This window comes from Maridesulfovibrio pacificus (SeqCode) (assembly GCF_048612815.1).
Lineage (GTDB): Bacteria > Desulfobacterota > Desulfovibrionia > Desulfovibrionales > Desulfovibrionaceae > Maridesulfovibrio > Maridesulfovibrio pacificus.
In genome coordinates this window covers 1,674,514-1,695,715 of record NZ_JBLZNE010000001.1, presented here as the reverse complement: position 1 = coordinate 1,695,715, position 21,202 = coordinate 1,674,514, and the positions used below count along the sequence as shown (strand labels likewise).

The following is a 21,202-nucleotide window of genomic DNA, read 5'->3' as shown; positions in this document are numbered from 1 at the left end:
GAGCTTTCTGCGTGAGCAGGAAGCTCTTTTTTTTGTCTGTTGCGGACCTGAGTTCTCTGATTCAGGACCGGGATGAGAGGTAAATTAAAAGTGTGAGGGATAATAGTCGCTTTGAATCATAGTGATTCAGGGCTGATCCTAAAACTTTTAATTCGGAGGGATATAATGTCATTAAACAATTTCCAAAAGGAGATAAGAACACGCACACCCCAGACCGGAACAGGTGCAGATTTATTTGATGAATTTGAGCGCGATAATGTTGAGTTTAATAGCGGAGATGATGTCCGTGTAACTTCGTTCACAGTGCCGGGAACATCAGATCCGTTTTCGATGCTGAGAACTAAGTGTGATGGAAATGGGCGCATTTCCGAGCGACAGATTGCATTTGGAAATTTCAATCAGGACCTGAAATACGAATACGATGAAGGAGGCAGGCTGCATAAAGTCTGGAGTGCTGAAAGGCTGATTGAAGAATATTTGTATGGAGAATTCGGTGAACGTTATTTCAGTTCCACAGCGCGCATGCCGCAGCGCACTTTTCGCTACGGTCTGGGTTTGCGATTGGAACAGGCTGGGAATGTGAAATTTTTTTATGATGAATATGGTTGTCTGATTAAGAAAAAGCATGGCTCGGAAGTAACCGAATTCAGCTATCATCATTCCGGGCAGTTGGAGCAGGTTAAACTGCCCGATGGTAGAAGCATAAGCTACACCATTGATCCGGAAGGTAAGCGGATCGCAAAATCTATCAATGGTAAGGAGCTGGAAAGCTATCTCTGGTATGATTTCATTTCCCTCGCCGCTGTGACTGATAATTATGGCAATCGCAAAGAGTTCGCGTATGACGAAAACGGTGATCCTACTGCCATGTGCTTCAACGAAAATGTTTATTATTTCGCCACCGATCAGGTTGGAACTATTAATATAGTTGCTAACGCTGATGGAAATGAGGTAAAGCGGATTATACGCGATTCGTTTGGAAATCTGATTATCGATACCAATAAACGAATGGACATCTCGCTCGGCTTTGCCGCCGGATTGTACGATAAGGATACCGGGATGGTTCATTTTGGATTCCGTGAATATGACCCCTCCATCGGGCGGTTCATAACTCCTGATCCGCTGGGATTGGCTGGCGGAGATGTTGATGTTTATGGGTATTGTGCTGATGATCCGGTTAATTTTATTGATCGGATTGGGTTGCAGGATGAGAGTGAAGATGGAGATGACGGAGCAGAAAGTAGCAATTCTCCCGGAGGCGGGGAAAGTGCTAAATCTGATACCCTTGGAGGAGCGTCTTCAAGTTCCGGTGGTTCGTCGCTATCGGAACTTGGTGGCTATAATGGACAGACAGGTTACGCAGGGCCGAGTTTTAGTGATTATGTTGGATCTAGTGTTGATCTTGACGGCTCGAGCTTCGCAGGTAGTCTTTGGGGTGGGGGTACTCCCGGTGGAAAAGGAGGGAATGTAAATTCCAGAAATGGTGGGCAAAATGCTAAAAACAACGCGACCTTTGAGAAAGGTGCTCAGCAATCTTTAGATCATCTGAATCAATCAAGCGCACAGGCTGGGCAGAAAGCGGACACACTGGCTCATGGGTTGGCGCAAAAGCAGGCTCAATTTGATGCCAGCCTCCAGGCGAAGGCGGATCGTAAGGCTGCGGATGAAGCACATTTGGATAATCAGCGGCGTGCTTCTCTTATGAATAAGGATGAGGACAAAAAGGATAAAGGTTTTTTTACAACAGTTGCCGATGTTGCCGATAGCGTAGGCGAGGCTATGGAAGAAAGTTGGGAAGCAGCAGGTAAGGCAGTTGCAAAAACAATTGATACTCTTCAAGGTGATGAGAAGAATGCTATTAAATTTGAGAGTTATGTGAGTGAAAAGAATAAGGGAATGTTTAATGCGATGATGAAAGGAGGGCGTAATAGGGGCATTTCTTTTGCGTATGATGGCTTTAAGAAATATGGTCTTGCAGGTACTCCTTTAGGTATGGTTGGCGGAGCGTTAGGTATGTTGGAAGGTTTGGGCGGTGCGATTAAGGATCAAAAAAAATCTAGAAATGTTGCAGCTGAAAAAGCTGAAGAACATTTTCGAGACCAACGCGATAAAATTAAGGACGATTCTTTTGATAAATTTAGGAATAGATACAGGAATTAGGTCATGAGTAGTGGGACAGTAACTATTAGTGTAGTTGTTTTACTTGTTGTTTATGGTATTTTGTTTACCAAAAAAATCAAATGTCCTGAATGTAAAAAAGAAATTAAAGCTACAACATATACACAATTAGGTGTGTCGTGGTTGTGTATATCGGGGTCAAGTTTGATTTTTGATATTATTGTTGGAAATACAATTCACTATACCTTTGAGTTTTTGTTCCTAACACCAGCATTTTACTACTTATCGTCTGAACCAAAGGTGTACTGTCGTCATTGCATGAAAGGCATTCCATTCAGCGAAGAGAATATTATCAAATAATCACCAGCCCCCGGACTTCAGTTCGGGGGCTATTTTTATCCCTAAACTCGCCACCCAAACCCACCTCCCCAAGCTTTACCATCATATTTATATAGCGTATGAGCCGGGTATGAAATTTACAGTACTAACATTCGGATGTCAGATGAACGTTCACGATTCAGACTGGCTGATCCGGGCCATGGAGAGCCGTGGCTGGACAGCTGTTGAAGAATCTGAAGCAGATATATTTATTATTAACACCTGTTCTGTGCGCGATAAACCGGAACAGAAAGTCTATAGCGTGCTGGGTCGACTGGCTCCGCTGTGTAAGAACCCGGGCAGCTTTGTCGCTGTGGGCGGTTGTGTTGCGCAGCAGATCGGTGACGGCTTCCTTGAGAAGTTTCCGCACGTGCGTCTTGTTTTCGGCAGCGACGGTATTGCTCAGACGCCGGACGCGCTGGAAGACCTTGCAGCTAATCATGAAAAACGTCTGGTCCTTACCGATTTCCTTGGGGATTACCCGGAACGTGAGGGCGGTGAAGTTCAGCCCAATGCGGACCTGATTCCTCCGGGAATCGGAACCATTCCCGGTCAGGCTTTTGTGAATATCATGCAGGGCTGCGATAACTTCTGCGCATATTGCATCGTGCCGTACACTCGTGGCCGTCAGAAATCCCGTTCTTCGGAAGCTGTGATCAAGGAATGCGCATATTTGGTTAAGTCCGGTGTCCGCGAGATTACTTTGCTGGGCCAGAACGTGAACAGCTTCGGCATAGATAAAAAGGGCGACGATATTTCTTTCGCGCAGTTGCTCTATAAGATTTCTGCCATTGAAGGACTGGAACGCATCCGCTTCACCACTTCCCACCCTAAGGACATTGCACCTGAAGTGATCAAGGCTTTTGGTGAGCTGCCTAATCTTTGCCCCAGTTTGCACCTGCCCGTGCAGTCCGGTTCAGACCGTATTTTGAAGAAAATGGGTCGCAAATATGATCGCGAACGTTATCTGGGAATTGTAGAAGGGCTTAAAGAAGCCTGCCCGAATATTTCTCTGACTACTGATTTGATCGTTGGCTTCCCCGGCGAGACTGACGAAGACTTTGAGCAGACCATGGATATGCTGGAAAGGGTGCGCTATGAAAGCAGCTTTTCCTTTAAATATTCTGACCGTCCGGGCGTTGCGGCTGTTAAGATGAAGCCGAAAGTTCCCGAAGATGTTGCTCAGGCTCGCCTTGCCCGCTTGCAGGAAAGACAAAAGCGTATTACTAGAAAAAGTCTAGAAGCTTTAGAGGGCCATGAAACTGTGGTCCTGCTGGAACGCCTTAGCAAGCGACAGGAAGAAGGTGGAATGACATGGCGCGGTAAAGATCCGGGAGGCCGGGTGGTCAATGTTCACTTTGCGGGTTATGGTGAAGAGCAGAAGCTCGGAGGCAAACTGGTCAAGGTGAAGATTACCGAAGCCAAGAATCATTCCCTTGTTGGGGCGAAGGTGGGAGAACCATGGTAGAAATGCAGGTTTACGGTCTGGCGGTGGAAAACGATACTGAGACCCCGGTTCTGGTTTTGAAAAGCGAAGAACTGGGAGTGGTCCTGCCCATTTGGATAGGAGCGATGGAGGCCATGGCAATTTCCATGGTACTCAATGAAGTGTCTTTTCCCAGACCTATGACCCATGATCTGCTTTTATCCACCATCGCCACTTTTGGCGGTGAACTCGTGTCCGTTGATATTGTTGATATTGAGAAGGGAACTTTTTATGCCGAAATCATGGTCCGCAAGGACGGTGAGATGGTGGCAATTGATTCCCGTCCTTCGGATGCTGTGGCTATCGCTGTTCGTGCCGACTGTCCGGTACGTGTGAGCCAAAAGGTTCTTGATGTGGCCGGAACGAGGGATATTGAAGAAAAAGTTGAGGAAAAGTCCGGTTGGGAAGACGATCTCGAAGGACTTTCTCCTGATGACTTTAAATATAAAATGTAGGGCAATCCGATGATAGATTTTCACACTCATACTGTTTTCAGTGATGGGGAGCTTATCCCTGCGGAATTGGCAAGACGGGCTAAAGTTGCGGGGTACCGTGCTTTGGCGATGACCGATCATGCCGATTCCAGCAATATTGATATTATTCTTGAAAATATTCGCAGATTTGCAAAGAAACACGGTCACTATTTTGATGTTGATGTCTTTGCCGGAGTAGAGCTTACTCATGTCCCTCCGGGGCTGATCGGTGAAATGGCTGAACACGCCCGCAAATCAGGTGCTCAGATTGTGGTTGTGCATGGTGAAACCATAGTAGAACCTGTTGCCGAAGGTACAAACCTCGCCGCAATTGAGGCCAAGGTAGATGTGCTGGCCCATCCTGGCTTGATTACCGACGTGGAAGTAAAGCTGGCTGCTGAGTATGGAGTCTGTCTGGAAATTACCACCCGCAAGGGGCACAGCCTGACTAACGGTCATGTGGCGTCACTGGCCCGCAAGCACGGGGCTAAGCTGGTCATCAACAACGATGCTCACGCTCCCGGTGATCTGGTCGGGCTTGAAATGCGCCGTAAGATTGCTTTGGGCGCGGGGCTCAGCCTTGAAGAATATGCTCAGGCCGAGGAAAATTCCCGCGAGCTGGTTCAGAAAATAATGAAACGTTCATAGGGTTGCAGCATGGGCGACCTTACCCCCCGAATAGAGCAGGCAGCAGAGCTGATTAAAAAGGCACGTTGCGCCATTGCTTTGACCGGTGCGGGGATGTCTGTTGCCAGCGGTATACCCGATTTCCGCAGTCCGGGAGGGCTGTGGTCGAAGCACGATCCTGAAAAAGTGGCTTCAATCCGGGCCTTGCAGTCTGATCCGGCAACGGTATGGAAATTTTTGCTTGAAGCGGATTCCATGCTCAAAAGTGCCGAACCGAATGCAGGTCATACGGGCTTGGCTCAGTTGGAAAAAGACGGTTACCTGCAGGGAGTGATCACCCAGAATATCGATGGTCTGCACCAGCGGGCCGGATCAGTGAACGTTATTGAATTTCACGGAAATTGCAGCGATTTTTATTGCATGGAGTGCTTTGCTCCATTTCCTGCCGAGCGGATTGAGTCCGGGAGTGAACTGCCGGTACGCTGTCCGCAATGTTCCGGGGTGATAAGGCCGGATCTGGTTTTCTTCGGAGAACAGATTCCGTCCGAAGCCTATAAAGCGGCCTTTGAGCTTGCCGACCAGTCCGATCTGGTCATTGTTGCCGGAACTTCCGGTGGAGTTGTTCCCGCCAGCCTGATCCCGCCGAGGATACAGGAGGCAGGGGGCTTAATTATTGAGATAAACAAGGCTCCGTCTGCCTACACCTCGTTCAGCGATGTGTTTATTCAAGGCGCGGCGGAAGATGTTCTGCCTGCAATTGTGCAGAACTTAAGCTGAAATAAATTATATTAAAAGGTGCGGTGAAGTATGGATTTCTTACCTCAGGGCGGAATTTTCGCGATGCTCGATCAGGCCACCATTGTGGTCAAATGTGTGCTTGGCTTACTTGCTGCCATGTCCCTCTGGAGCTGGACAATCATCTTCTGGAAACTGATCTCCCTTGGCAGGGCACGAACCCTGATTCTTAAGGGTAACAAGATTATGGAAGAAGCTGATTCCCTTTCCTCCGGTCTGACTGAAATCAGCAAGACTGAAGGCTCCCCATTGAACCGTATCGGAACCGCAGCGGTGAAGGAATACCGTGTGCTGGAAAAATCTGCGGTCAGTGCCAGCCACAAGCGTCGCCTGATTAAAGATACTTTGCGCAGAATTCTGCGTCGCAAGGTCAGCTCTGAATTGAAAAAGCTGACATCTTCACTTTCTTTTCTGGCAACCTGCGCGAACGGTGCTCCTTTTATCGGCCTGTTCGGTACTGTCTGGGGGATTATGAATTCCTTCCATGCTATCGGTTCTGCCAAATCAGCCGCACTGGCAGCAGTTGCTCCCGGTATTTCTGAAGCTCTGGTGGCAACTGCCATCGGTCTGGGTGTCGCAATTCCCGCAACCATCTTCTACAACTTTTTCCTCGGCGTGCTGAACGGCATTGAGACAGAGCTGGTCAACTTTGCAGGTACTTTCCTCAACCGTGTGGAACGAGAAGTGTCATGGGTTGAGCCTTCCGGTAAAAGTTCAGCCTCAGAGGAGTAGTATATGGGACTTTCCACCAATAACCGGGGAATGTTGGCTGAGATCAACGTTACCCCCTTTGTTGATGTCATGCTGGTTCTGCTGATCATTTTCATGGTTACAGCCCCGCTGATGACACAAGGGGTTGAAGTTGATTTGCCTCAGACCCGTACCGTGCGCTCTTTACCGCAGGATAATGAACACCTCGTGCTTTCAATCAGCGATAAGGGCGAGATTTTCCTTGATGAGTACAAGGTCGGTTTTGATGAATTGCAGGCCCATCTTGAAAAGCTGGTTAAGAAGCAGAATAAGATGCTTTTTCTCCGCGCGGATAAGAATGTTGCCTACGGTGAAGTTGTTAAAGTCATGGGTGAAATCAAGGCTGCCGGAATCGACAGACTTGGCGTAGTAGCAGAACCTGTTGAAAAGAAAAAGAAATAGCTAAGGTACAGGCGAATTTATAGATGAAAATCATCGGCCTTTTCATATCTTTACTGCTCCATGCCGGTCTGATATTTTTAGCCCTGACGTGGTCTATCTCTCCTCCGGTGAAGATTTCACTCGATATGCCCGTATACAAGGTTGATCTGGTCAGCCTTGCCCCTCTGCCTGCTGCTCCGGTTGTTAAGAAAGCACCTGCACCGAAACCTTCTGCCAAGCTTTCCAAACCGAATGCCGTTGCAATTCCTGAGGCTAAACCGAAAGTTGTACCCAAAGCCAAACCTGAGACAGTTAAAGCTCCGGCCCCTAAACCTGCGCCCAAACCAAAGCCAAAACCCATAGCGAAGCCCAAGCCGGATACAACTAAAATTTCATCCAAGAAAGTAGAGACTACAAGCAAGAAAAAGCCGGAAAAAAAGGCAGAAAAACCTGTTGAAAAGAAAACTCCGCCTAAAAAGAAAGTGGCTGAAAAGACGCCGCCTAAAAAGGTAGAGAAGAAAGTCGAAAAGAAACCTGAGATTTCGGCGGAAGATGCCCTCGCCGCTGATCTCGCCTCATTAGCCAAGATTGTTGAAAAACAGGAGAAGGCCGAACGTCAGGCTGTAGCAAGTGATCTGGCTGCGCTTACTGAGAGTGCTAAAGCCACTGCTGTAACCGGTTCCGCTGAAGGTACCGCAGGTGCTTCCGGGTTGGTTCAGGTTTACGCTTCAATCGTCAAAGAAGCGGTGCGCAAGAATTGGAGATATCCGGTTTTCGGGCAAAAACAGAATCTTACGGCCCGAGTACAGATACAGTTGAAATCCAGCGGTGAAATCAGCAACATTAAACTGCTCGATTCATCGGGAAATGTTGATTTTGATGACTCGGTACTTACTGCTTTGCGCGATACCGAAGTGTTGCCCAAGCCTCCGGGGACATCGATCAGAAACATCATTGTAAACTTTAACCTGCATGATCTTGATCAGTAGGGCAGGTTCTTAATTATGAAAGAAAATAAGTTCAGTATAAAAAAATCCGCTTTTGGATTGCTGGTGGTTATGTTGCTTATGCTTCTGGCTGCCGGAAATGTTTTTGCAGCGGATACTCTTACTGTGGATATTTACGGTCCCGGTCAGCGTAAGGTGAATATCATCCTGCTGCCGCCCAAGACCGTGCCTGCAGGAAAATATGAAGGTTCCACGGAAAAGGATCTGCCTCTGCCAGCTGAGGCAGTGTCCTTTAATAAGGACCTCGCCAAGGACCTGGCTTTCCTGCCTTTTTTGAATATTGTGCCTGTAGCTGATATTCTGGGTGGTGATCCTTCTCGCGGAGTAAGGCCCGGTGATATTGATATTAAACCGCTCAGGCTTTCCAAGGTGGACCTCGCCGTGACCACTGGTTGGGAAATCAGGCCCAACGGTGAGAAGAATCTGCTCATTCGTTGCATTGGGACATTCAACGGACGCACCATTCTGGGTAAAAAGTATTCCATGGTCACCGAAGAAATGTTGCCGCGGATTGCCGACCGTTTCAGCTCCCACTTGATGCGTATCCTTACCGGACGGGACGGATTCTTTGAGTCTTCAATCGCCTTTGTGCGTAAGACAGGAAAAGATAAGGAGATTTATACCGTCAGCCCGCAGGGGCGCAATCTCAGGCAGATCAGTTCACTTGGCGGCATTAATCTCAGTCCCAACTGGTCTCCTGATGGCAACCGGCTGGTTTTTACGCGTCTTGGATCACGTCAGCATCTGCTTTGTGTCTGGGACCGTGCAACCGGAAAGATTGATCAGAAGAGCTTTCCCGGAAATACCGTTATCGGACCGGAGTTTCTCCCGGACGGCAATATGGCTGCAACCCTGACCATGAATGGTAACTCTGATATTTTCCTGATTAACGGAAACTACAAACCCAAGAAGGCTCTTGCCAAAAGCTGGGCTATTGAGGTTTCACCTGATTTTGACCGGACCGGAGAGAAGATGGTCTTTACTTCCGCAAGGTTCGGTAACCCGCATATATTTTTGCTGGATATGAAGAGTGGTGTTGTCACCAGAATTACGACTGAAGGGAAATACAACACTAACCCGACCATTAGCCCTGACGGCCGATACGTTGCGTTTTCACGTCAAACCGCTTTGGGACATCGCATATTTGTGCATGACTTGAAAACCGGACAGGAAAGGCAGCTGACTTTTGGTCCCGGCAATGATGAAGATCCGGCATTTGGTCCAGATGGCTATTTCATAGCTTTCTCTTCCAGTAGAAACGGTAAGTACAAGATTTATCTGACCACCAGACATGGCGATCCGGCCATGTTAGTTCCTACTGGTAACGGTGTTGCGAAGGCCCCGGCATGGGGTAAGGCCCATAAATCATAAATTGAGGAGTGATTTAACCGTTTTGTTGCAAGCATGACTTGATTTTTTTACAAAACACTTTAGGGTCGTTATATTGTAAGTCTAAGTTAATGTATTGTATCTTGGCGGGTGGACAAACTCCTGTCCTTAAAAGTTCCTTATTCAGGAGGGCAAATGAGAGCTAAAGCGATAATATTGTGTGTTGTATTCATGTTGATTGCCGGTCTTGGTGCTGGTTGTTCCAAGAAACAAGTTGAATCTTCTCCGGCCAGTCCTGCTGTAGAGGAAAGAATGTCCCAGCAGCAGGAAAACGAACAGCTTAAGAACGAAGAACAGGCCCGTTTGGAAAGAGAGAGAGCTCTCCAGGAGCAGGCCCTTGAAGAAGAGCGTCAGGCTGCTGCCGCTAAAAAGGAATTTGATAATGCTGTTGTAGAGCTTGGAAATATGATCCATTTTGATTTCGATTCCTTTGAAATCAAGCAGGAGTATCGCCCCTTACTGCAGCAGAAGGCTGAAATTCTTAAGAAGTACGATAACGTTACTATGGTTATCGAAGGTTACTGCGATGATCGTGGAACCGAAGAATACAACCTTGCTCTTGGCGAGCGTCGTGCCCGTGCAGCATACGAGTTTCTTATTCTGCTCGGCGTGACACCTGAGAGATTGAGTATTGTTAGTTTCGGTGAAGAGGATCCCCTTGATCCCGGTCAGAATGAAACCGCATGGGCTAAGAATAGAAGAGCCCAGTTTCGTTTGACTTACTAGTTTAATCAAAAAGCATGTAAAATCCCCGGTTTCCATAGGAAGCCGGGGATTTTGCTATTGAGCGGGCAAATCCTGATGACGAATTTGAACGCTTCTAAAAATTTTAAAGAGATGAATCTAGGTCAGGTATCGGAGCAGACCTAGAACAAGCATGGCGTAAAGCCCTGCAAAGGCATCATCGATCATTACTCCCCAACCGTCCTTGAGCCATTTCTCAGACTGTCTGATGGGAAAAGGTTTTAGGATGTCAAAGATTCGGAAAAGTATGAAACCTGCAATCAGGTGCCATGCCACAACAGCAGGAAAAGGCAGAAATACCAGCCACTGTCCCAGTAGTTCATCAATGACGACGCAGCCCGGATCTTTCTTTCCAAATTGTTTTTCGGCTACGGAGCAGGCTTTAGCCCCGAAGTAAAAAATCAACCCAAGAATGAGAATTCTGATGGGAAGCTGGAAAGGTAGAAACAAAAACGGTGCGGTAATAAGAGCTGCGGCTGATCCCCATGTACCAGGAGCCTTCGGCAGATGCCCCACAGGGCCTAGGGTAGCCACATGCGTAAGGTTTATGCTGACTTTTTTCATGGCGGCAGTATCGGTGTAAAGTAGTTAAAAGTCCAGAAATGAAGAAGCCGGATTCATTATGAATCCGGCTTCTTCTTATAAATGTGTCGCTGTTGTTTGCTTAATTTACACGGGGTTTGAGGGTATATCCTATTGACTCGGCAATAAATTCAAGAGGTTTGGTTTCCTGAGTGGTTTTGAGGATATCCATCAAGGTGGCGGCTCCGAGCTTAGCGTTGTTGTCAAAAGGATTGATTTCCCGCAGCAGTGTGGAGTAGGGCTTGCCAATGGATTGGGCCACTTCTTTGGCCGGTTTGGTCCCTTCAAGGACAATATCCTGGGTCACTTTTGTGATTGTTTCATAGCTCATTTTAATCCTCCTTTGATGCAGGGCTGATTAGTCGCTGCCCTCATTTTTCAACTACATTATGTGGCTGGGAGGATTCTCTGTAAACGGGCTAAAGTCCGTATTTTAGCTGATTAGAACTGTATTTGAAGGTAGGGTTTTTGAGTAGGGTGGAGGGTTTTTAATGTGGGTGGTATGGGTTTTTGTGTTTTTGTATTTTTACAGTGATTCTTCCTATATACATACATTTTTGTTAGTAAGTAGCGATTGCTCTTACGGGTGATCCGTCAGCACTTTCAAATTTGAGGGGCAGGCAGGAAAAGATAAAGCCGTCTTCCGGCAATTGGTGAAGGTTGTTTAGGTTTTCAATGATGATTGTCCCCTGTTCCAAGAGAATATTGTGTACTCCATAACCGCTGATCTCTGCAGAATCGATAGAAATAACGTCCACTCCTACCCCTTTCAGGTCAAAATCAACCAGCCAGCGCCCCGCAGCTTCATTCAATGCCGGATAGCGGGTAAAATAACTATTCCTACCCCAATTCTTGTACCAGCCACTGTTCAGAAGGATGAAGTCGCATTCACTTATCTCAGCCTCATACGGAATGAGGTCATCAATATTAATTTCAGGTGATTCCGGCGTCTTATGAGTGCAATCTATGCATATCCCTGGTCCGATAAAGCGGCTGACTTCCATTCTATCCAGAGTTTCACCATCAGGAATCATATGATTTGGTGCGTCTATGTGGGTTCCTATGTGCGAAAATATATTAAGTCTGTGCTCTCTAAATCCGTGCATATCATGGGAGAAGACCTCTTCAATAGTGGGCGTTTCTGTTCCGGGAAAGACGGGCATGCCGTTTTTAATTGTATGGGAAAGATCTATTACTGGCATTGTGTCCTCTTTATTTTATGATCCCGCCAAAGCCCTTTTGTTCACGCATTTTATATAGACTTTGGTCGTCCGGGTTGTTCTTGCGCGTATGTTTTTCATAGTCAACCTCTATCATAAGGCACCCGGGGTTGTAGATTAATTTATTCTGGTGAAGGGCAATGGCTGTAAGTTCGGTGTCTCCGAAATGGCTGTTGTAGCCGGGGAAAAATAAATATTTATGATAAAGGCTGGCAAGCCATGTTCGTCGGGCCATACCGAAAACCGCAAGTGTTCCATGGAAGCGACCGTCATTGAATGCCAGAAGCGATGCGCCACTTTGGTCCATTGTCTGTATTGCTGCGCGCAGCCAGCCGTCACCGGGAAATGCATCCTGTGCAAGATAACCGAAGTAGCGTGATGATGAATGAGAACACACGTAATTGGCAATTTTCATAAAGCCCAAACGTTCGTCGTCATCGACAAGAACCAGCAGGCCGGGGTGCAACGCCCTGCGCACAAGAACTTCGACAAGCCGGTTTGTCAATTCTTTATCTATAAATGGCAAGACAAATACAGCATCTTCATGTGCAATAGTACCGAGTTTATGAAGCTTGGAAGACGAAGTGAACAATGCTTCTAGCATTTTATTTCTCCTGAAATGAAATTGTCGTGTTATTATTTAAAAATACTGCATCAATATAGGTTAAAGTCCTATTGTTTTGAAGACTGTTTTACGGTATAAAGCATGTTTGTTTTTTAAAGAGGGGATTATAGGGAGGGGTAACAAAAAATGAGGCAGATGGCGATTTGTTTTGTCATATTCTCTTTATTGATCAGTGTTGTTTCTGTTAGGGAAAGTGTTGCGGAAAATTTGCGTGTTATGTTGCATGAGGGTTCATTGCCGCCGTATTACTACAAGGAAGGAGACTCCAGAACTGGTATTGTAAAAGATCTTTTCAACGCCTTTGCAAAGGAAACCGGGGACACCATTGAGTTTGTAAGATGTCCGTTTAATAGATCACAGCGAAAATTTGATCGTGGAGAAATCGATATTGAACCCATGTCTAACCCGGCATGGCGTCAATCAGCAAAGGTTTTGGGTGTTTTCAGTAAACCTTTTGCTGTATCTGATTCCATTATTTTGTTTAGAACAGAGAAATTTATTCCTGATGTTACCCCTCAAGATTTGCTTGGAAATAGCATAGGAGTTGTCCGGGGGTATCAGTATCCCGTGTACAGTGCGTACTTTGCCGATGGGAGAATAAACACTCATGTGCTGGAAAATGAGGATAAATTATTGCAATTGCTTCTGGCCGGGCGTTTGGATCAGGCTTTTATGAATAAAGATACAGCCTTGTACCAGATCAGGGAGCTTGGTCTTGAGGATAAGCTTATAGTCGGTAAAGCTTATGATTCTCTCGACATGATGATTCGTTTTCAACCCAGCAAGCAGTATATGCTTCCAAGGTTCAACAAGGCAATCGACAAGCTTTTGAATGACGGGACAATTACGAAAATTTACGATAAATACCGTTAAGGCTGTCAACTTATTGTTCAGCCGCTGCCAGTCTCAGTCCCAAAGCTGCAAAGATGATCGCAAATGACCTTTGCATCCAGAGTATAAGCTTAGGTGAAGATATGACTTGATGGCGTACACCTGATGCACAAAGGCCGTATGCAATGAATACGACAAAGGTCATCGCCATGAAAACAACGCTCAAGGTAATCATGTGCAGGGTTGGATTGCTTGCTTCCTGCGGAACGAAAAGAGGCAGAAAAGCAAGGAAGAATATGGACAATTTCGGGTTGAGGATATTTATGAGAAATCCCCGCTTAGCAATTTGCCACAGCCGGGGATCATTCTTTTCGCCGGGTTTGTTGAAACTTAAACCACCTGTATCTTTCCATGTAAGCCATGCGAGGTAGAGCAGGTATGCTGCTCCGGCAAATTTCATAAATTGAAATGCCAGTGCGCTCATATGAAGGATTGCGGATAATCCCAGAGTTGATGCTGTTAGATGGGGGATTATTCCGGCTGTACAGCCGGCCGCAGCAGCAAGACTTGCTTTTTTACCTAGGAATAGACCGTTGGATACAGTGTAAATAACTCCTGTGCCCGGTATAAGTACCACCACTAGTGCTGTAATTAGAAATTCATAGCTGATCATATTCCGCTCCATTGGGTTAGGTTGCAGATATAATAGTTACGAAATGGTTTGAGGCAAGTGGCAGTGGAACAGAACTGTCCTTTGCATGTTCAGGGAGAGGGCAACCTCATTGATAATCAGGATTCTGACAAGCTTTTGCCTATGGCAGACCATCAATAGCAAAGCCGCCCATCGCATGAAATGGGCGGCTTTATAATTTAAAGTATGGACTACGTTACTTTTAAATCCTGACTCCGAATGTTTTCGCCATCTTTTTTAAGTGGCTAGAATCAGGCGCATATTTAAGTCCTTCTTCTATCAAAGCACGTCCAAAGATTCGTGGCTTCATGCCGTTAATATCATCTCGGCAATAATAAACACAAATCGCTAGATTGTAACAAGCTTCTACTATCGAATCAATTTCAGCTTGATCTTCTTTAGGGGTTAGCTCCCAAACTCTGAGGCGGTAATCCAGATTGTTGCGAAACCAGTCCTGTGCATTTTTGGGGTCATCAAGGGTTTTGATCTTGGCAACCTTGGAGGCACAATGTTTAGCTTCATCCAGATTGCACTCATTTGGATCATAGCGCAGTTGCAGATAGTGCCACCAACCTTTGATCGACTCTTTTTCTTCGAAAACAGGTATAATTTTATCTAAGAATTCGAATTTGCTTTTGGGGTTGCTATCAATCAGGCGATCAGCTTTGCTTTTAGCTGCAGCTACATTCCCTTTCGCCAGTTCTCTGGATATTGCAGTCAGCTCTACTTGTATTTTTTGTTCATCCTCTACTTTTTTTCTTTTATTTGCTTCTTTTTCTGCTTTTTTCACGTCTTTATTCAGTTTTTGCAGTCTGGCGAATATGTTTTTCAGGCCTTTGTTTTCAAAGGTAGTCAGCAGGGAATCCTCGTCGCGGGTGGCTTCTTTCACAATAGGCATGAGGTCAATTCTGCCCAAGATTCTTCCAATGTTATCATTGAAAGCATTCTTTTCCGGCTTAGTCAGATCTTTGATTTTAAGGAGTCCAAAGATTGAGAGGGCTAAATAATGTATGCTTAAAAGAGCATCTTGGCCTCTAGCCAAAGAAATGGCTTCCCGAAGGCATGTTTTAACGTCTTCGCGACTCGGGGTTGTGGTGATTCTTTTTTGTATTTCTTCTATTTTGGTCATGTCTATCCCCAAGGAATATATTCTTAAAATTTCCAACCCATTTCGGTAGGATATTTTAAGGCTTTTCAACTGTACAAATTTATCATGATAGCCCTGATTGAGCCAAGAAATCTTTATACTGCGACAACGTTTTAGTGTCTTTTTTTGGGCGGAGTTGGGAATAATTAATATGGCCCGTAACTATAATAGCTACGGGCCATGATGTGTTTTTTTGTAAAAGTTTCAGGCTAATCGAACAGAAGTAAATAAAGATAAGTGATGGAGAAAAAAATGTGGGATTGTTGAGTTCGTGAATAATTATTCGCAAACGAAGTTTCCCTCTACATTTGAAAATTTGTACTGTCTCTCCGGTAATAGAATAAAATCTTAGCTGAAAATATAATATTTCCTTTGATCAACCAAGTTCGAACGTTGTGACACCAAAGATTCGATTCACATCCAAATCGGGAGCTGTCCCCGCATACATGCGCGCTGTTCCAAAAACTTTTTTCATGGCGTACCGTTCTGCCAAGGCTAAGCCTTTGTCATTTATTTCCGGCACGTCGAGATATATTAGTGAATTGGCATCCGCCTCTGCACAAAGGTTCTGGAATAAAAATTCAGCAACTTCTTGATTGTCAGCAAATAGGGGACCGATCTTGCTCCCGGAACGGCATTTTCGTATTACGCCATATCCGTTGATGCGCCCTCCTGTGCGGGATGCAAGAGCTACAGAGTCTGGGAGGTTCAACCATTTGGATAAAAAAGTTTCCCTTGAGTGGGGAAACAGTTTGGCTTCATAAGCTACAAGTTCTCCCAGCATAGCAGGATCGGCTTTAATCAACCCTGAAGGTAATTGCGTTGGTGCTGAATGCAAAGTGTTGCGGAATTCAAACCGAATATTACTGTACTGGAAGTCAAAGCCGCTTTTTCGGTAGTTCTCCTGTTGTTCGAAAACGCCGTCAAGGCCGATAACATGCCCCTGCATTCTTTCCATGGCTTTTCGCCAGAGTTGCATGCCGTAACCTTTTCCCCGATAAGGCGGGGCAACAATATAGAACCCGATAAATCCGAAGATCCCTCCATAGCTTACAGCAGATATGCATCCGACAGGCGAATTATTAAGCAACCCAACAAGAAATCCATCCGGGTCTTGAGCATAAAATGCTTCGGCATCATTCAAGCCCGGATTCCAACCTTCATTGGCTGCCATATCCACAGCCCAGTCCAGTTCGTCTCTAGCCATGGGGCGAATAGTAAAATCTTCCATTGAATGCCTCCGTTTTAGGTTTGTCTCTATTATTGCAGAGTTAAGGCATCCATTGGATTATTTCTTGAGCCGCGGTTCGACTTTTCCACTCCATGAACTCTGCTAAGTTGCTTACGCCGTCACGAATCACAGCTTGGTATATTTCGATGCTCATGACACTTATTCCCTCAGGAATACTGTATTTAATATCCAAGATTGTTTGTTTGCTTTCAGGAGTCAGTTTTGCTTTGATAGCATCCGCGACACGTTCGAAATATCCTGCATATGGCGATTCTGTATGGATTTGCATCATGTCGATTTGCCAAGTGTCTCCATCCTCCGCTTCATACCAAGCATGCCATTCCAAACATTGATCTTCAGCGTCCAGCAGGTTCTTGTATTCGACGCGCCGGATACGGGGATTCTGCGCTAGGCGGGTTATCGCTTCAAATCCGGCTTCAAGAGAGAATGGATTTGAGTAAACATGCATGTCTATATCAAGTTTGCACATCATCAGTCCCATGCGCAGAGAACCAACAAGCTCGGCTTTCATGCCCGAATTAGCCCAGATATGCATAATATTGGTGTCTTCAATGACACGACGTGCTCGTTGTTGATTATGTTTTGCCAATGTATGAATGTCAGTAGTCATGATTAGTTACGTTTAAAATAATTGTTTTTAAAATACGCGATCGGACTTGCTCAGCAACAATCACACTCCAATTCATCAGGCTTTCAATTTGTTGTGCAATTGGTCAGTTAATTACATTGATTAAGGTTTTAAAACGCTAAGACTTGAGCGTCAATGGGCTTGTTCGTCAGCCCTCGAACGTAGTTAGAGTGCACATTTCAAATTTTGTCGCGATTATTCAAGACTAAAATATGGACAGGTAGTAAGTTGGAAAAAAAGGAGAGTTTAATGAAATTAAAATATACCATTTTCTACGTTGAGGACGTGACCGGCAGTATCGAGTTTTATGAGCAGGCTTTTGGCCTGCAACGCACCATGATCCATGAGTCCGGAGACTATGGCGAGTTGGATACCGGGAGTACGACACTGTCTTTTTCATCGCGCCGTCTTATGACTGAGCTCGGTAAATCCCCCGGAACACCGGACCCGTCATCTCCGGTTTTTGAAATAGCTTTTGAAACGGATGATGTGGTTGCCGCACTTGAGGATGCACGGTCTGCCGGAGCTACTGTGGTGCAAGAGGTGCGCGAGGAAGCTTGGGGGCAGACGACAGCTTACGTTGTGGATATCAACGGCTACCTGATCGAAATCTGTTCGCCGGTCTACGGGGCATCATAGCCGAGGTGGCAGATGCTCCACGCCGGATGGCGGCTATCATCCCGACTTGCGGCTATTTCTCCGGGAGTCATGGCGAACCAGCATTTTAACTCCCGTGTCATATGGGCCTGGTCTGAAAAAGGGCACGCTTGGGCAGCTTCATGCAAAAGAGCTCCGGATAAGATTAATCGGGCTGCCTTTCGTGCCCGTGCCAGCCTGCGCCAAAAGTCGGGGGGCCGCCCCGTCTCCTTCATCGTGTGGCGCTGCAACGTACGCAGGCTAACACCCAAATCACCGGCAGCTGTTGCAGGTGACGTAGCCAAAGCTAAGCAGCGCATCATATCCGAAACATTACCAGACATAGAAGCGGTATCATACGCTATTTCGGTCAACCCTTGTATGGAATCCGGCAGGGGATGCCCGCTGAGTCTGTGCATCGCAATTGACGTTCCGGGCTTGAGCCGAAGTCCGATGAATGTAGTGCCCTTTTGAGCGAATATTTTCTGGGGTGTGGACATGAGGTGCGAGACAAATAAGTGCGGCGGGCTGCCCGGGTTCTGCTTGATGATCAAGTCGCGGCAGCCGTCGGGCATTACGGGAAATATTTTAGAGGTCTCAGCTACGGAAGACCATGTTGCCAATATTGGGTTCTCATGAATCATTTTGTTATCTTTTATAGCTTACTTCACATATTTTTTTATGATTTGATCTCTGAGACCTGTTGCCAAAACTTCTTCTAATGATTTCTGTATCTTCTCTAGGAGGTTCGCCGGAGCTTTTTTGTTTGCTACCATGTAATAACCGCCTTCCTCGGTTAGTAGGTATGCAATTTCAAGTTCTGAATAATTATATCCCAGAGTATTCATTTGATAGGCCAAATCTAATGGGTCTCCCGGAATAAGGTCGATACGTTTTTTAAAGAGTATTTTTAATAATTGTTCAGAGTTGCTTACTGAATAGTAGCTTTTATTATGGAAAGCATGGGAGACAAAAAAATGTTCAATAGATCCGCCCAAAAGAACGCCGGTATAATATTTTTTAATATCTTCTACGTTATCAATTTGTATGTCAGTTCTATTTTTTAACTTAAAGAGATATACTTTTCTGGGGTGTAAAGGTCCGATCCATGAATACAAATCTTCGCGCTGAGGAACACGTGCCACAGTATAGAGCATAGTGTTTGGATTTTTTTGAACAGTAATTAAGGCGCGTTTAAAAGGACGAATTACAATTTTATATTTAATTTCAGCTTTTTGTAGTGCCGCTTCTATCAGTTCCGTGCTAATCCCAACAACCTTATTGTTCTTCTTAAAATTATATGGAGGCCAGTTGTCTGCAAAAATGGTAAGTTCATAAGCTTGGGCGTTTCCAGCTATACCAAGCAAAAGAATTATTATTAAAATTTTGCATAAATTTATTTTCCATTGATAGCACATATTTTATCCCTGCAATTAAAAATTTACTTTAACATGACATCTTTCTTGCAGCAATCAAATGCTTGAAAAGCCAACCCCAAGAACTGACAGTTAGTTCTTGGGGCGGGGTTGGAAATCTGAGCTGTACCGTCTTCTAGACGGTCTTTTCTGTGCTAAATTGGCCTGTAACGTGTAGATCATATCTGTTTTATCGCTTTTGATTCTCTTCCATGTCTATGTAGAGATAGCGTTTTATTTTTTGAGTGGGCGTTTTTTCAAACGGCTCGCTTTGTTCGATTACCTTTGATATTTTTGCAAAACTGGAGACCCTGCCGTTGACGGTCTTCTTAATGGAATCCAGATACTTGTGCACAGCATCGCGGGCTTTTGATTCAATCATTTTGCCGGCACCGAGTTCTTCATCAAATTTGACGTAATCGAGATGAACGCGGGCAACGAGCTTGCCATCAGCGCGATAGACAATCGATTCCAATACGTAGTCGCATTCGCCGATAATGGATTCGACTTCTTCAGGATAAATATTTTCACCACTGGGACCGATGATCACATTCTTCAGGCGACCGCGCAGAAAAATGTATCCGTCTTTATCAATGTAACCGAGGTCGCCGGTGCGAAGGAAGCCGTCTTCTGTGAACACTTCTTCCGTGACTTTAGGTGCTTTGTAGTAGCCTTGCATAACGTTGGGGCCCTTGACTAGAATCTCTCCTTCACCGGTTTCGGGGTCGGGATTATCTATCTTTATTTCCATACCTTCAAGTAGGCGGCCGACTGAACGGAAACGGGTGGAGCTAGATGGCTCACCGGTGCAGAGCGGGCTGGTTTCGGTCATGCCGTAGCCAACGGTATAAGGCAGCCCTGAATCTACGAGAAATTCCTCGACTTCCGGGGCCAGGAATGCACCTCCGATAGGCATGCAACGAAGCTGTCCGCCAAATGCTTCCATGAGCTTTTTACCGGCAACCGCATAGAGCTTTTTGCGAGCGGCACCAAACTTCATGACACTGCGCATGATGCCGGAGCTCTTGAGTTTGGGCTGGACGCGGTTCTTAAAAATTTTCTCGATAATCAATGGCACGATGAGCAGCATGGTTGGTTTTACCATGGCCATGGCTGGAAGTAGTGTTTTGGGCGTAGGCGGCTTACGAAGGTAATGAATGGAAGCTCCGTGAATGAGCGGCAGGACCATGCCCAGCGTGCATTCAAAGGTGTGCGCCAGCGGCAGGACTGAAACTAGGCGGTCCTCGGTATTGACGTCAACGATATTGGCACTTGCAATGGCGTTGTATACAATGTTGCGGTGCGTGAGAATGACGCCTTTTGAACTTCCGGTGGTGCCGGAGGTGTATAGGATAGCGGCAACATCATCAACGTCGATTTCAGTAGACGGACGCATATATTCCTTGCCCTTATCCGTGTATTTTTCAAGTTCCTTACTGATTCGTTCTTTGACCTGTTCCTTGACTTGTTCAAAAGATTTGCGAGCATGAACCATGCCTTCCTTGAAAGTCTGGCGCAGTCCTTCATTTGTGGAAAGCGAAAAGTCATTGAGAGTGATGATGGTGTGGAGGTTGTCTGATTCGTACTCATCCACTTTGTGCTGCAGACGTTCGGAAACAAAGATGGCCTTGGATTCGGAATGGCGTAGAATGTGATGCACTGCACCTTCGTGAAATTCGGTGAGTATCGGAATGGCAATAGCACCCATGCAGGTGATGGCAAGATATGCGGCCCCCCAGTTGGGCATGTTTTCGCTCAGGATGGCAACTTTGTCACCTTTGGTAATGCTGCGGCTGTGGAGCAGCAGGGAAATATCGTCCACTAGCTTTTTGAATTCGCCGTAGGTTATAGGGGCTTCGCCCACAAAGCAGACTGCGGGGCGGTCTCTATATTTCTCGGCACTAAGTGCCAGCGCATTTTTCAGGGTCGGGGTGTCTTGCAGATTCACGATCTAGCCTCCTCATATCCTTATATATAAATAGGTTCGCCAGTGTGACTGCTAAATTAAGTTGGGTCAAGAGGAACCA

24 protein-coding genes are annotated in these 21,202 nt (G+C 45.9%); 13 read left to right on the top strand and 11 right to left on the bottom strand.

Annotated elements, in window-relative coordinates:
- Window positions 1-165 precede the first annotated feature (165 nt).
- The 11 genes from ACNI23_RS07950 to pal all read left to right on the top strand — a co-directional run bounded on the left by ACNI23_RS07950 (window position 166) and on the right by pal (window position 10,130).
- Complete coding sequence (locus ACNI23_RS07950) at window positions 166-2,160, top strand: RHS repeat domain-containing protein (protein ID WP_420247759.1); 1,995 nt, start codon at window positions 166-168, stop codon at window positions 2,158-2,160.
- Window positions 2,161-2,163: 3 nt separating this feature from the next.
- Entirely contained in the window at window positions 2,164-2,478 is a 315-nt protein-coding gene (locus ACNI23_RS07945) for a hypothetical protein (RefSeq protein ID WP_420247756.1), read from the top strand.
- 109 nt (window positions 2,479-2,587) lie between these two features.
- Entirely contained in the window at window positions 2,588-3,964 is a 1,377-nt protein-coding gene (gene miaB / locus ACNI23_RS07940) for a tRNA (N6-isopentenyl adenosine(37)-C2)-methylthiotransferase MiaB (RefSeq protein ID WP_420247753.1), read from the top strand.
- Window positions 3,958-4,437 carry a bifunctional nuclease family protein gene (locus ACNI23_RS07935; protein WP_420247751.1) on the top strand — a complete coding sequence of 160 codons (480 nt, stop codon included), beginning with the start codon at window positions 3,958-3,960 and terminating at the stop codon, window positions 4,435-4,437. The genes miaB and ACNI23_RS07935 overlap by 7 nt, the downstream gene beginning before the upstream one ends.
- A gap of 9 nt (window positions 4,438-4,446) precedes the next feature.
- Window positions 4,447-5,103, top strand: a complete 657-nt coding sequence (locus tag ACNI23_RS07930; RefSeq protein ID WP_420247749.1) for a histidinol phosphate phosphatase domain-containing protein — start codon at window positions 4,447-4,449, stop codon at window positions 5,101-5,103.
- Window positions 5,104-5,112: 9 nt separating this feature from the next.
- Entirely contained in the window at window positions 5,113-5,859 is a 747-nt protein-coding gene (locus tag ACNI23_RS07925; protein WP_420247748.1) for an SIR2 family NAD-dependent protein deacylase, read from the top strand.
- Window positions 5,860-5,889: 30 nt separating this feature from the next.
- A complete protein-coding gene (locus ACNI23_RS07920; protein ID WP_015852353.1) occupies window positions 5,890-6,609 on the top strand; it encodes a MotA/TolQ/ExbB proton channel family protein in 720 nt (239 codons plus the stop codon).
- Window positions 6,610-6,612: 3 nt separating this feature from the next.
- Window positions 6,613-7,029 carry a protein TolR gene (gene tolR, locus ACNI23_RS07915; protein ID WP_015852352.1) on the top strand — a complete coding sequence of 139 codons (417 nt, stop codon included), beginning with the start codon at window positions 6,613-6,615 and terminating at the stop codon, window positions 7,027-7,029.
- A gap of 23 nt (window positions 7,030-7,052) precedes the next feature.
- Window positions 7,053-7,997: a cell envelope integrity protein TolA gene (tolA, locus tag ACNI23_RS07910; RefSeq protein ID WP_420247746.1), complete on the top strand. Its 945-nt coding sequence runs from the start codon at window positions 7,053-7,055 to the stop codon at window positions 7,995-7,997.
- A gap of 15 nt (window positions 7,998-8,012) precedes the next feature.
- Complete coding sequence (locus ACNI23_RS07905) at window positions 8,013-9,386, top strand: protein tolB (RefSeq protein ID WP_420247745.1); 1,374 nt, start codon at window positions 8,013-8,015, stop codon at window positions 9,384-9,386.
- A 153-nt stretch (window positions 9,387-9,539) separates the two neighbouring features.
- Window positions 9,540-10,130 carry a peptidoglycan-associated lipoprotein Pal gene (gene pal, locus ACNI23_RS07900; protein ID WP_420247743.1) on the top strand — a complete coding sequence of 197 codons (591 nt, stop codon included), beginning with the start codon at window positions 9,540-9,542 and terminating at the stop codon, window positions 10,128-10,130.
- 117 nt (window positions 10,131-10,247) lie between these two features.
- Here pal and ACNI23_RS07895 read toward each other — a convergent pair whose 3' ends face one another.
- From ACNI23_RS07895 to ACNI23_RS07880, 4 genes are all read right to left on the bottom strand, one after another.
- Window positions 10,248-10,712, bottom strand: coding sequence for a phosphatidylglycerophosphatase A family protein (locus ACNI23_RS07895; protein ID WP_420247742.1), 465 nt, complete (start codon window positions 10,710-10,712; stop codon window positions 10,248-10,250).
- Between the two features lie 100 nt (window positions 10,713-10,812).
- On the bottom strand, window positions 10,813-11,061 hold the full coding sequence (locus ACNI23_RS07890; protein ID WP_015852347.1) for a phage regulatory CII family protein: 249 nt from the start codon (window positions 11,059-11,061) through the stop codon (window positions 10,813-10,815).
- 229 nt (window positions 11,062-11,290) lie between these two features.
- Window positions 11,291-11,932: a cyclase family protein gene (locus tag ACNI23_RS07885; protein ID WP_420247741.1), complete on the bottom strand. Its 642-nt coding sequence runs from the start codon at window positions 11,930-11,932 to the stop codon at window positions 11,291-11,293.
- Window positions 11,933-11,942: 10 nt separating this feature from the next.
- A complete protein-coding gene (locus ACNI23_RS07880; RefSeq protein ID WP_420247740.1) occupies window positions 11,943-12,554 on the bottom strand; it encodes a hypothetical protein in 612 nt (203 codons plus the stop codon).
- Window positions 12,555-12,710: 156 nt separating this feature from the next.
- Between ACNI23_RS07880 and ACNI23_RS07875 the strand changes: the two genes are divergently transcribed.
- Window positions 12,711-13,448: a substrate-binding periplasmic protein gene (locus ACNI23_RS07875; protein ID WP_420247739.1), complete on the top strand. Its 738-nt coding sequence runs from the start codon at window positions 12,711-12,713 to the stop codon at window positions 13,446-13,448.
- 10 nt (window positions 13,449-13,458) lie between these two features.
- On the opposite strand, the gene ACNI23_RS07870 is transcribed toward ACNI23_RS07875, so the two are convergent.
- The 4 genes from ACNI23_RS07870 to ACNI23_RS07855 all read right to left on the bottom strand — a co-directional run bounded on the left by ACNI23_RS07870 (window position 13,459) and on the right by ACNI23_RS07855 (window position 17,106).
- Window positions 13,459-14,079 (bottom strand): LysE family translocator, encoded by a 621-nt coding sequence (locus tag ACNI23_RS07870; RefSeq protein WP_420247737.1) that lies wholly within the window; start codon window positions 14,077-14,079, stop codon window positions 13,459-13,461.
- A gap of 220 nt (window positions 14,080-14,299) precedes the next feature.
- A complete protein-coding gene (locus ACNI23_RS07865; protein WP_420247736.1) occupies window positions 14,300-15,226 on the bottom strand; it encodes a hypothetical protein in 927 nt (308 codons plus the stop codon).
- A 394-nt stretch (window positions 15,227-15,620) separates the two neighbouring features.
- Window positions 15,621-16,475 carry a GNAT family N-acetyltransferase gene (locus ACNI23_RS07860; RefSeq protein ID WP_420247735.1) on the bottom strand — a complete coding sequence of 285 codons (855 nt, stop codon included), beginning with the start codon at window positions 16,473-16,475 and terminating at the stop codon, window positions 15,621-15,623.
- A gap of 40 nt (window positions 16,476-16,515) precedes the next feature.
- Window positions 16,516-17,106 carry a hypothetical protein gene (locus tag ACNI23_RS07855; RefSeq protein WP_420247733.1) on the bottom strand — a complete coding sequence of 197 codons (591 nt, stop codon included), beginning with the start codon at window positions 17,104-17,106 and terminating at the stop codon, window positions 16,516-16,518.
- Window positions 17,107-17,373: 267 nt separating this feature from the next.
- Between ACNI23_RS07855 and ACNI23_RS07850 the strand changes: the two genes are divergently transcribed.
- Entirely contained in the window at window positions 17,374-17,763 is a 390-nt protein-coding gene (locus ACNI23_RS07850; RefSeq protein WP_420247731.1) for a VOC family protein, read from the top strand.
- Here ACNI23_RS07850 and ACNI23_RS07845 read toward each other — a convergent pair.
- The 3 genes from ACNI23_RS07845 to ACNI23_RS07835 all read right to left on the bottom strand — a co-directional run bounded on the left by ACNI23_RS07845 (window position 17,748) and on the right by ACNI23_RS07835 (window position 21,123).
- Window positions 17,748-17,996 carry a helix-turn-helix domain-containing protein gene (locus ACNI23_RS07845; protein WP_420250561.1) on the bottom strand — a complete coding sequence of 83 codons (249 nt, stop codon included), beginning with the start codon at window positions 17,994-17,996 and terminating at the stop codon, window positions 17,748-17,750. The two genes, ACNI23_RS07850 and ACNI23_RS07845, sit on opposite strands and share 16 nt — an antisense overlap.
- A 426-nt stretch (window positions 17,997-18,422) precedes the next feature.
- Window positions 18,423-19,178: a substrate-binding periplasmic protein gene (locus ACNI23_RS07840; protein WP_420247730.1), complete on the bottom strand. Its 756-nt coding sequence runs from the start codon at window positions 19,176-19,178 to the stop codon at window positions 18,423-18,425.
- A gap of 187 nt (window positions 19,179-19,365) precedes the next feature.
- A complete protein-coding gene (locus ACNI23_RS07835) occupies window positions 19,366-21,123 on the bottom strand; it encodes an AMP-binding protein (RefSeq protein WP_420247728.1) in 1,758 nt (585 codons plus the stop codon).
- Window positions 21,124-21,202: the final 79 nt, after the last annotated feature.

What these genes read in the sequence shown, in the direction of transcription:
- ACNI23_RS07840 (WP_420247730.1), bottom strand. Translation starts at nt 19,178, where the DNA reads ATGTGCTATCAATGGAAAATAAATTTATGCAAAATTTTAATAATAATT.
- ACNI23_RS07890 (WP_015852347.1), bottom strand. Translation starts at nt 11,061, where the DNA reads ATGAGCTATGAAACAATCACAAAAGTGACCCAGGATATTGTCCTTGAA.
- ACNI23_RS07950 (WP_420247759.1), top strand. Translation starts at nt 166, where the DNA reads ATGTCATTAAACAATTTCCAAAAGGAGATAAGAACACGCACACCCCAG.
- ACNI23_RS07860 (WP_420247735.1), bottom strand. Translation starts at nt 16,475, where the DNA reads ATGGAAGATTTTACTATTCGCCCCATGGCTAGAGACGAACTGGACTGG.
- ACNI23_RS07930 (WP_420247749.1), top strand. Translation starts at nt 4,447, where the DNA reads ATGATAGATTTTCACACTCATACTGTTTTCAGTGATGGGGAGCTTATC.
- ACNI23_RS07855 (WP_420247733.1), bottom strand. Translation starts at nt 17,106, where the DNA reads ATGACTACTGACATTCATACATTGGCAAAACATAATCAACAACGAGCA.
- pal (WP_420247743.1), top strand. Translation starts at nt 9,540, where the DNA reads ATGAGAGCTAAAGCGATAATATTGTGTGTTGTATTCATGTTGATTGCC.
- ACNI23_RS07905 (WP_420247745.1), top strand. Translation starts at nt 8,013, where the DNA reads ATGAAAGAAAATAAGTTCAGTATAAAAAAATCCGCTTTTGGATTGCTG.
- ACNI23_RS07945 (WP_420247756.1), top strand. Translation starts at nt 2,164, where the DNA reads ATGAGTAGTGGGACAGTAACTATTAGTGTAGTTGTTTTACTTGTTGTT.
- tolR (WP_015852352.1), top strand. Translation starts at nt 6,613, where the DNA reads ATGGGACTTTCCACCAATAACCGGGGAATGTTGGCTGAGATCAACGTT.
- ACNI23_RS07895 (WP_420247742.1), bottom strand. Translation starts at nt 10,712, where the DNA reads ATGAAAAAAGTCAGCATAAACCTTACGCATGTGGCTACCCTAGGCCCT.
- ACNI23_RS07885 (WP_420247741.1), bottom strand. Translation starts at nt 11,932, where the DNA reads ATGCCAGTAATAGATCTTTCCCATACAATTAAAAACGGCATGCCCGTC.
- tolA (WP_420247746.1), top strand. Translation starts at nt 7,053, where the DNA reads ATGAAAATCATCGGCCTTTTCATATCTTTACTGCTCCATGCCGGTCTG.
- ACNI23_RS07850 (WP_420247731.1), top strand. Translation starts at nt 17,374, where the DNA reads ATGAAATTAAAATATACCATTTTCTACGTTGAGGACGTGACCGGCAGT.
- ACNI23_RS07920 (WP_015852353.1), top strand. Translation starts at nt 5,890, where the DNA reads ATGGATTTCTTACCTCAGGGCGGAATTTTCGCGATGCTCGATCAGGCC.
- miaB (WP_420247753.1), top strand. Translation starts at nt 2,588, where the DNA reads ATGAAATTTACAGTACTAACATTCGGATGTCAGATGAACGTTCACGAT.
- ACNI23_RS07870 (WP_420247737.1), bottom strand. Translation starts at nt 14,079, where the DNA reads ATGATCAGCTATGAATTTCTAATTACAGCACTAGTGGTGGTACTTATA.
- ACNI23_RS07845 (WP_420250561.1), bottom strand. Translation starts at nt 17,996, where the DNA reads ATGAAGGAGACGGGGCGGCCCCCCGACTTTTGGCGCAGGCTGGCACGG.
- ACNI23_RS07875 (WP_420247739.1), top strand. Translation starts at nt 12,711, where the DNA reads ATGGCGATTTGTTTTGTCATATTCTCTTTATTGATCAGTGTTGTTTCT.
- ACNI23_RS07880 (WP_420247740.1), bottom strand. Translation starts at nt 12,554, where the DNA reads ATGCTAGAAGCATTGTTCACTTCGTCTTCCAAGCTTCATAAACTCGGT.
- ACNI23_RS07925 (WP_420247748.1), top strand. Translation starts at nt 5,113, where the DNA reads ATGGGCGACCTTACCCCCCGAATAGAGCAGGCAGCAGAGCTGATTAAA.
- ACNI23_RS07935 (WP_420247751.1), top strand. Translation starts at nt 3,958, where the DNA reads ATGGTAGAAATGCAGGTTTACGGTCTGGCGGTGGAAAACGATACTGAG.
- ACNI23_RS07865 (WP_420247736.1), bottom strand. Translation starts at nt 15,226, where the DNA reads ATGACCAAAATAGAAGAAATACAAAAAAGAATCACCACAACCCCGAGT.